The organism is Candidatus Sericytochromatia bacterium (assembly GCA_035285325.1).
Classification (GTDB): domain Bacteria; phylum Cyanobacteriota; class Sericytochromatia; order S15B-MN24; family JAQBPE01; genus JAYKJB01.
In genome coordinates this window covers 21,782-29,119 of record JAYKJB010000026.1, presented here as the reverse complement: position 1 = coordinate 29,119, position 7,338 = coordinate 21,782, and the positions used below count along the sequence as shown (strand labels likewise).

General features: G+C 65.6%; 6 protein-coding genes. 4 read left to right on the top strand and 2 right to left on the bottom strand.

Going from position 1 to position 7,338, the window contains the following annotated elements; all coding sequences use genetic code 11:
* The coding region (locus VKP62_04615) for a cation diffusion facilitator family transporter (protein ID MEB3196467.1) at nt 1-888 on the top strand (888 nt) is incomplete at its 5' end.
* Between the two features lie 124 nt (nt 889-1,012).
* On the top strand, nt 1,013-2,107 hold the full coding sequence (locus VKP62_04610) for a hypothetical protein (GenBank protein MEB3196466.1): 1,095 nt from the start codon (nt 1,013-1,015) through the stop codon (nt 2,105-2,107).
* A 216-nt stretch (nt 2,108-2,323) separates the two neighbouring features.
* Here VKP62_04610 and VKP62_04605 read toward each other — a convergent pair whose 3' ends face one another.
* The gene (locus tag VKP62_04605; GenBank protein MEB3196465.1) at nt 2,324-3,631 is read right to left on the bottom strand and encodes a phosphatidylserine/phosphatidylglycerophosphate/cardiolipin synthase family protein; all 1,308 of its coding nucleotides are present in this window, start codon (nt 3,629-3,631) and stop codon (nt 2,324-2,326) included.
* Between the two features lie 256 nt (nt 3,632-3,887).
* On the opposite strand from VKP62_04605, the gene VKP62_04600 reads away from it, so the two are divergent.
* Together VKP62_04600 and VKP62_04595 are read left to right on the top strand one after the other, a co-directional pair.
* Nucleotides 3,888-4,292 (top strand): hypothetical protein, encoded by a 405-nt coding sequence (locus VKP62_04600; GenBank protein MEB3196464.1) that lies wholly within the window; start codon nt 3,888-3,890, stop codon nt 4,290-4,292.
* A gap of 113 nt (nt 4,293-4,405) precedes the next feature.
* Complete coding sequence (locus tag VKP62_04595) at nt 4,406-5,740, top strand: phosphatidylserine/phosphatidylglycerophosphate/cardiolipin synthase family protein (GenBank protein ID MEB3196463.1); 1,335 nt, start codon at nt 4,406-4,408, stop codon at nt 5,738-5,740.
* Nucleotides 5,741-5,801: 61 nt separating this feature from the next.
* On the opposite strand, the gene VKP62_04590 is transcribed toward VKP62_04595, so the two are convergent.
* Complete coding sequence (locus VKP62_04590) at nt 5,802-7,085, bottom strand: phosphatidylserine/phosphatidylglycerophosphate/cardiolipin synthase family protein (protein ID MEB3196462.1); 1,284 nt, start codon at nt 7,083-7,085, stop codon at nt 5,802-5,804.
* Between the last annotated feature and the right edge of the window lie 253 nt (nt 7,086-7,338).

Here is a 7,338-nt window from a genome sequence, read left to right as displayed (position 1 = left end):
CATCACCACCTGACCGGTCGCAAGCTGGCCAGCGCTTTCTTTGCCTCTTTCGGCGTGCTGGCGGTCCTGCTGGCGGGTGCGTGGTTCTCGGGCAGTCTGGCCTTGATGGCCGACGCCGGGCACGTCGTCACGGACATCGCGGCGCTGGGGCTGTCCTGGTACGGCGCCTGGCAGGCCACCCGTCCGCCGGACCACCGGCGCACCTTCGGCTACCACCGGACCGGCATCCTGGCGGCCCTGTTCAACGCCTTGAGTTTGTTCGCGATCGCCGCCTGGATCGCCTGGGAAGCCTGGCATCGGCTGCAGGGGGCCCAGGCGATCGCCACGCTGCCCATGGGCCTGGCCGCGACCGTGGGGATGGCGCTCAACCTGGTGATCGGCTTCACCCTGCACGATCACGCCCACGGCAATCTGAACGTGCGCAGCGCTTACCTGCACGTGATCGGGGATGCAGCGGCCTCCGCCGGGGTGATCGTCGGGGCAGTCCTGATCTGGGCGACCGGCTGGGCCTGGGTCGATCCGGCGCTGTCGGTGGCGATCGCCGGGCTGATCGCCTACGGCGCCTGGCACATCGTCGAGGAGAGCCTCGAGATCCTGATGGAAGGGGTACCCAGCCACCTGGACCTGCAGGGACTGGCCCGTGATCTGGCCGCCATCGAGGGCGTGGTGAGCCTGCACGACCTGCACGTCTGGAGCATCGCGCGCGATCTGCCCAGCCTGTCCTGCCACATCCTGATCGCAGAGTCGGCCAAGGCTCAAGGGACAGAGATTGTGGCGGCCTGCAACCGCATGCTGGCCGAACGCTGGAAGATACACCACACCACGATTCAGGCCGAAGCCGTGGCGTGTTCGACGCACGCGGGATCCTGTCAGATGCACCAGGCCTGACTCAAAGTTTAATATTTCCTTTACCTGAATTTTATCGAACCCGAGAGCGTGCCACCCGACAACAAGGGTGTGGGTGAATGAAGTGTTCACCGCCCCGCGTTCAACTCGCAGTGGAGATGCCTCGATGCGCCGTTCCGCGATTCTCGTGACCCTTGCCGCCGCCATCCTGGCTGGCTGCACCGCGGCGCCCACCACGCGCCTGGCGACCAAGGCCTCGCTGACCACGCCGGCCCAGGTGGCCGCACCGCTCCAGCCCGCGGCCGCGAAGCCGGCAGCGCCCACCGTGACGGTGGTGGCCGGTGCCAACGTCGCGGCCCCGCTCGCCGCAGAGGCTGAGACGGCGGCCCAGTACCTGATGGCAGAAGACGATGATCTGGAAGCCCTGGAGCTCTTGGTGGATGACCCCGCCGGCTACCAGCTGCAAGGCCTCTTCGGCGACCTCAAGGACAGCGTCCGCCGCGCCTGGCAGCGCTGGCAGCTGTCGCGTGAAGTGAAGCTGGCGCTCAAGCACAAGCGCGAGACGGCCTTCGAACTGCACGAGGGGGAAATCGACAACATCCGCGAGAACCGTACCGCGCCCAAAACCACGGTGAAACTGCTCGACGGTGACGGCAAGCTGATCACCACCACCTGGAACTCCACGCTGGACGGCACCTGGTCGATCAAGACCGAGCGCACGATCGACAAGGAAGGCGTCACGCAGGAATTGCGGGTCGGCAAGTCCGGCACCAACGACAAGGGGCTCCGCATCGATACCCAGCGCACCCGCACCCTGCTGAACAAGGACGGCGCCTACAAGGTCGTCACCAAGCAGACCACCGTGTTCGGCGACGGCCGTCAGGAAGTCTCGGAATGGACCAAGGTGGTGCAGGCCAACGCCTCGGAGACCATCGACGGTTACATCACGCATCGGGATGGCCATCGGACCCAGATTTCAGGCACCCGCAGTTCCGAGGGCAAGGTCAATCTGCAGGTCTCCAAGATTGCTCCGGTTCACAACCCGAGCCCGCTCCCAACCGTGGCGCCCACGGCCACCCCAACGGTGACGCCTTCGGCCACCCCGACCGTCTCGCCCACGCCCTCGGCCACCCCGACGGCGACGCCCACCCCAACGCCTTCCGCCACCGCCACGACGTCCGCCTCGGGCACCACCGCGGTTCGGACAGACAGCCAGCTGGCGGCTCAATCTCCCTGGGAAGTCTCCCTCGGAACCGTCTGAGACCCTGATTCAATCCGATGCGAGGCGCCCCAGCCGGGGCGCCTTTTTTTCTGAGAGGATCCTGCAAGGCAAGGCCGCAAGCGGGCGGGGTAGCGAGGCGCCTGCCGCCAGTGGGTCTCCCGGCCGGCTCTAACGCTCCGCTTGGCAGGCTTGCGCCGCTGGCTGCGGGGCAGACGCTGGTGCCCCCCCTGCCGACTCGCGCCCTGCGCGCGGCCATCACAGGTAGTAGTCGATCAGTTCGAGCAGGCTGCGGAAGGGGCGCGTGAACAGGTTCGGCGGCTGGTACACGAAGGGCCGAGAATGGATGGTCCAGTCCCGCTCGAACAGGCGCTGACGCAGATCCGCCACCAGCGCCCCATCCTGCACCACCACCTGCAACTCCTGATTGTCCATCATGGCCCGCGTGTCGGCATTGGTGGAGCCGACCGCGACCCAGTCGTCGTCCACCTGGTAATACTTCACGTGCAGATGCGCCTCAGCCGGCTCGCCGTGATACACCCTTGCCTCGGCGCCACGATCCACCAGCCGCTTGAGTTCCTCGGTGTGGATGTTCTTGAAGATGCGCTTGTGCTCCTCGCCGGGCACCATCACCCGCAGGCGGACGCCCCGGGCCAGGGCCTGATGTAGCGCCGCGATCACGCGATCGTCCCAGAGATACTGATTTTCGATGTCGATCCGCTGCCGGGCGGCCGCCAAGCCGGCCAGAATCGCGTCGCGGGCCTCGAAGCGGCCCTCGGCCGGGCTCGTCACGACCACCTGGGCCGTCGCTGCCCCACTGCCCGGAATCACGCCGGGCAGGCTCAGCTTGGCCTTGCCTCCGGCGGCCCGATAATTCAAGGCAAACTCGGCGTACAGGTCCGACACGACAGGCCCCTCGAAGCGCACCAGGATGTCCTGATGGATGGTGTCGAAGGACTTCATCAAATTGACGCCGCCCACCAGCGCCCGTTGCCCATCCGCCAGGTAGAGCTTGCGGTGATCGATGTTGATGCCGACCTGTCGGTCGTCCTTGCGAATCGTGCGAGGCAGGTAGCGACGCACCTCCACCCCTCCCGCCTGCAGCTGCTGGACCAGCTCACGGTGGCCCGGCAAGAACCGGCTGCCGCAATAGTCCATCACGACCTTGACTTCGACGCCGGCCCGGGCTTTGGCGACCAACAGGGGCACCAGGCGACGCCCGTAGCCCTCCAGGCCGAAATTGAAGGTCTCCAGATAGAGGCTGTGGTGCGCCCCGGCAATCAGCGCGGTCAGCGCCGGCAAGGTCTCGGCGGGGGAAACGAAGGCCTGCAAGCGGTTGCCTTGCGTCGGCTCAGGGGCTCGCCGCAGGGGTCTTGGGGGCACCTGAATGGTGGGTTCGGGCATGGTTCCGGGATAGGGTTCCGGGTTCTCATCGGCCTGCAGCGCGCGGGCGCTGGAGGGCAGCTGGCCCAGAGGCAAGCTTGGCAGCTGGGGGGCGCGACAGCCTGCACTCAGCAGCAGCAACCCGGTGGCCGTCAGTCCCTGCCAGCCCATTCGACGTCGCATCGTGCCCGACTCCTCAGGTGGTTCACCCTGCCCATATCCTGCATTTATTAACCTATTCTAAACCTTAAATTTACCATTTGTCCACCTCAAGCCCCAGCCAGCCAGGGCTGCTCCACTGGGGCCAAGCGAGCTGAATTCGCCCAAGCTTAACGTGGCCTTGAGACTTTGAAACCGCCTCGAAATCGCTGGGGGGCATAACCTGTTCACCCCCTCACCATGGCGTCGTCTGACGTCCCCGGCTCCGAGGAGACCCGCGATGCGCCTGCTGGACCGCTTGTTGCACAAAGTGATTTTCCCTCACGGCTTGAGCCAGAAGGCCGGGCGCGCGATCGGCCGCCCCAACGCCGGCCAGGTCGTGCGCGAGGCCGCCAAGGAAGTGTTTCAGGTGACCGGCACGCGCTACCTGCCGGATGGCTTCGTGATCGAAGGCTATGCGCGCCTCGGCGGCGTCACCCTGCCGGCCAAAACCGCCGTGACGATGCGCTCGGTGCCGTCCTCACGGGGGGAATGGGGCATCCGCCCCGAACACATCAGCATCGCCGGCGTCCCGGCCGGCCCTGCGTTGAAGGCGGTCAAACTGGCCATGGCGGCGGATCCGCGCTTGAAAATGGACGGGGATGTATTCGTGGTGCAGCTGAGCGGAGCGAAGGCGAGAGGGTAGAAGATTAAACTTTTCTATTTTATATATTAATCGTTTCTTAAGAACAAAAGCCGCCTACCGCACGACAACCCTGATAAGGTCCCTCGTTCGATGGCGGTGACACGATGCCCGGCGTGCGTGAACGAATCCTCAGCATCCAGGACCGGCGGTTATCCCCGCCGTCCTCGGGGGCATCCTTCAAGGGCCCTCTGGGGCCCCGCCGCGTGGTGGCCCGCGACGGCACGCACGGCGTCGAACACCTCGCGCTTGACCGCCCGACCTTCCGCAATCAAGTCAACCTGCACGTCACCGCCGATGAATCGCGCGAGGCGATCCTGCGGGCGATTCGGGACTCCCGGGAGTCCTTCTGGATCGAGATGTTCATCTGGCGGCACGACACCTCGGGTCGGGCGATCGCCCAGGCCCTGATCGACCGCAAGCAGCGGGCCCTGGCGGAGGGCAAGCCCTTTGACGCCAAGGTCCTGATCGACTGGAGTGGCCTGCGGGATGTCAGCAAGCCGGGGCAGGACACTGAAATCGTCGATTTCTTGCGCCAGGGCGGGATCGAGGTGTTGACCTTCAATCGTGGTGGCGTGGATCCCTCGGCGGCCGGCGTCACCCCGATCACCCACCGCAAGCTGTTCATCCAGGATGGGCACCGCTTTCTTTCCGGCGGGCGCAACATCGGCGATGAATACCTGCAGCAGACCTTCATCAACCCCAAGAATCAGAAAGAATACTCCTGGCACGACCTGATGTTCACGATTGAAGGCCCGGAAACCGGGCGGGTCCAGCTGGAATTCTTGAAAAACTGGGTGCGCGCCGGGGGCAGCTTGCCCAAGTACCTGCCCGCCGCGCAAGCCGCGCCCGGTGGCACGGCCTGGGTGCAGTCCGTCACGACTGACCCGCACGCGCGCAGCACCGAGTTGCGGGACACCCACCTGAAACTGATTCGCTACGCCGAACGCGAGATCCGGCTGGTCTATCCCTACTTTTCCGACGACCAGATGATGGCCGAGCTGATCGCAGCCAAGCGTCGCCATCCTCGCTTGAAGGTGAAAGTCCTGCTACCCGGCAAGGGGGAGCGCGGCATCCCCGGGCTGATTTTCGGCAACCTGAATCTAGAAAGCGCCCGCCAGTTGCTGGCGGCCGGGATCGAGGTGCGCTTCCTGGAGAAACGCCCGGAAGGGCCCGAGCGGGTGGAAGCCTTCAGCCATTTCAAGGCCCTGGCCGTCGACGGCAAGGTGCTGTCGCTCGGTTCGGCGAACGGCGATGCGCGCACGCTGGCACACAATCACGAACTGAACGCGATCATCCGCGATCCCCGACTGGCGGAGAACTTCATCCAGCGCGTGCTGGAGCCGGATTGGGCCAGTGCCGAGGTGATCGACACCGCCACCATCTGCGCCCAGCCCTGGTGGCGCCGGCTACTGCAGCAGGGCCTGGAATTGCTCGACTTCCTGTTCTGAGAACCAGGGCCCCAAGGGCTTCGGCTCGCAGAAATGAGCCTTCTGCCGCCAGTGCCCTTGCTCAGAGATAGTAGTCGATGATCTCAAGCAGGGTGCGGAAGGGCTTGTTGATCACCCCACCCGGCTTGTAGACATACGGCTTGGACCAATCGGTCCAGTCGCGCCGGAACATCCGTTCCCGGAACTCATTGGCCAGCCAGGCATTCTGGATGATCGTGTCGAGCTCCTGGTTGTCCATCAACGCGCGTGTGTCGCCGTTGATCGAGCCGATCGCGACCCAGGTGTCATCCACGCCGAAATACTTGGTATGCAGGTGAGCCTTGGGATGGGTGCCGGTGAACAGGCGCGCCTCAGCGCCCGCATCGACCAGCCGCTTGAGCTCTTCGTTGTGGAGGGACTTGGCGTAGGCGTGATCCTCGTCGCCCGGCACGACCGCGCGCACCCGCACCCCGCGTTGCAGGGCGGCCAGCAAGCGCCGGATCAGGCCGTCGTCCCACAGGTACTGGTTGGAGATGTCGATCTGGCGCTGAGCGCCCTCGATTGCGGCGTAGATCGTGTCACGGCCTTCGTAACGCGCCTCCCCCGGGCTGGTGACCACCACTTGAGCGACGACCTCGCCGTCCGGTTGCTGCGCCGGGATCGGCGGCAGATTGAACGCGTAGCCCCCGGTCGCCCGCCAGTCGGTCTGATACTCGGCCACCAGGTCGCCCACGATCGGACCGCGCCATTCGACCAGCACGTCCTGCGTGTGGGTGTCGAAATCGGCCATCAGGTTCACGCCCCCCACCAGGGCGCGCTTGTTGTCGGCGATGTAGACCTTGCGGTGGTCGATGTTGATGCCACGCCGCTGATCGTCCTTGACGATCCAGCGCGGCCGATACAGCCGCACATCCACACCTGCCTCCCGCAGTTCGCGGACCATCTCGGCGTGCTTCGGCAAGAAACGGCTGCCCACGTAATCGGCAATCACCTTGACCTGCACCCCGGCGTTGGCCCGCGCGATCAGCAACGGATAGACCTGGCGGCCCATCGAGTCGTTACCGAAATTGAAGGTCTCGATCAGCAGGGTGCGCTCCGCGCCGTTGATCAGGGCCTTGAGGGCGGGCAGGGTCTCGTAGGACGAGGTGTGCAGCCGCGCCCAGTTGCCTGAGCGGACGCTGCGCGGGCGACGGGTCGGGCGAGAGGGCTCCAGCAGCACCTCGGTCGGTTCGTCACTCAGGCCAGGTTCGTCGTTGAGCGCGGCCGCCAGAGAAGCCGGTGCCCGCCGGAGGGCCACCGGGTCGCGCACCACCCCACAAGCCGTCAGGGCCAGCAACGCGACGCTGCACAGCACACGGCGCGACATTCCGCTCGCCTGCCAGGCTGACCTCACACTCGACCTCCGGCTGGTATCACCGACGCTGCGGCGTCCATCACACCTTCCCACTCTGCCCCGGATGCAAGCCACGCGGGAGCGCCCCGACAGAAATAGGTTAAGATTCGTTTATAATATAACGAAATGGACATGCCGCCGTCAAGCACTTCCGCCCGAGGCGCGCGCCATCTGGCCCGCCGGGGCGCTGCGGCGCTATACTGAGGACGTCTCCGGGGGGCTGCAA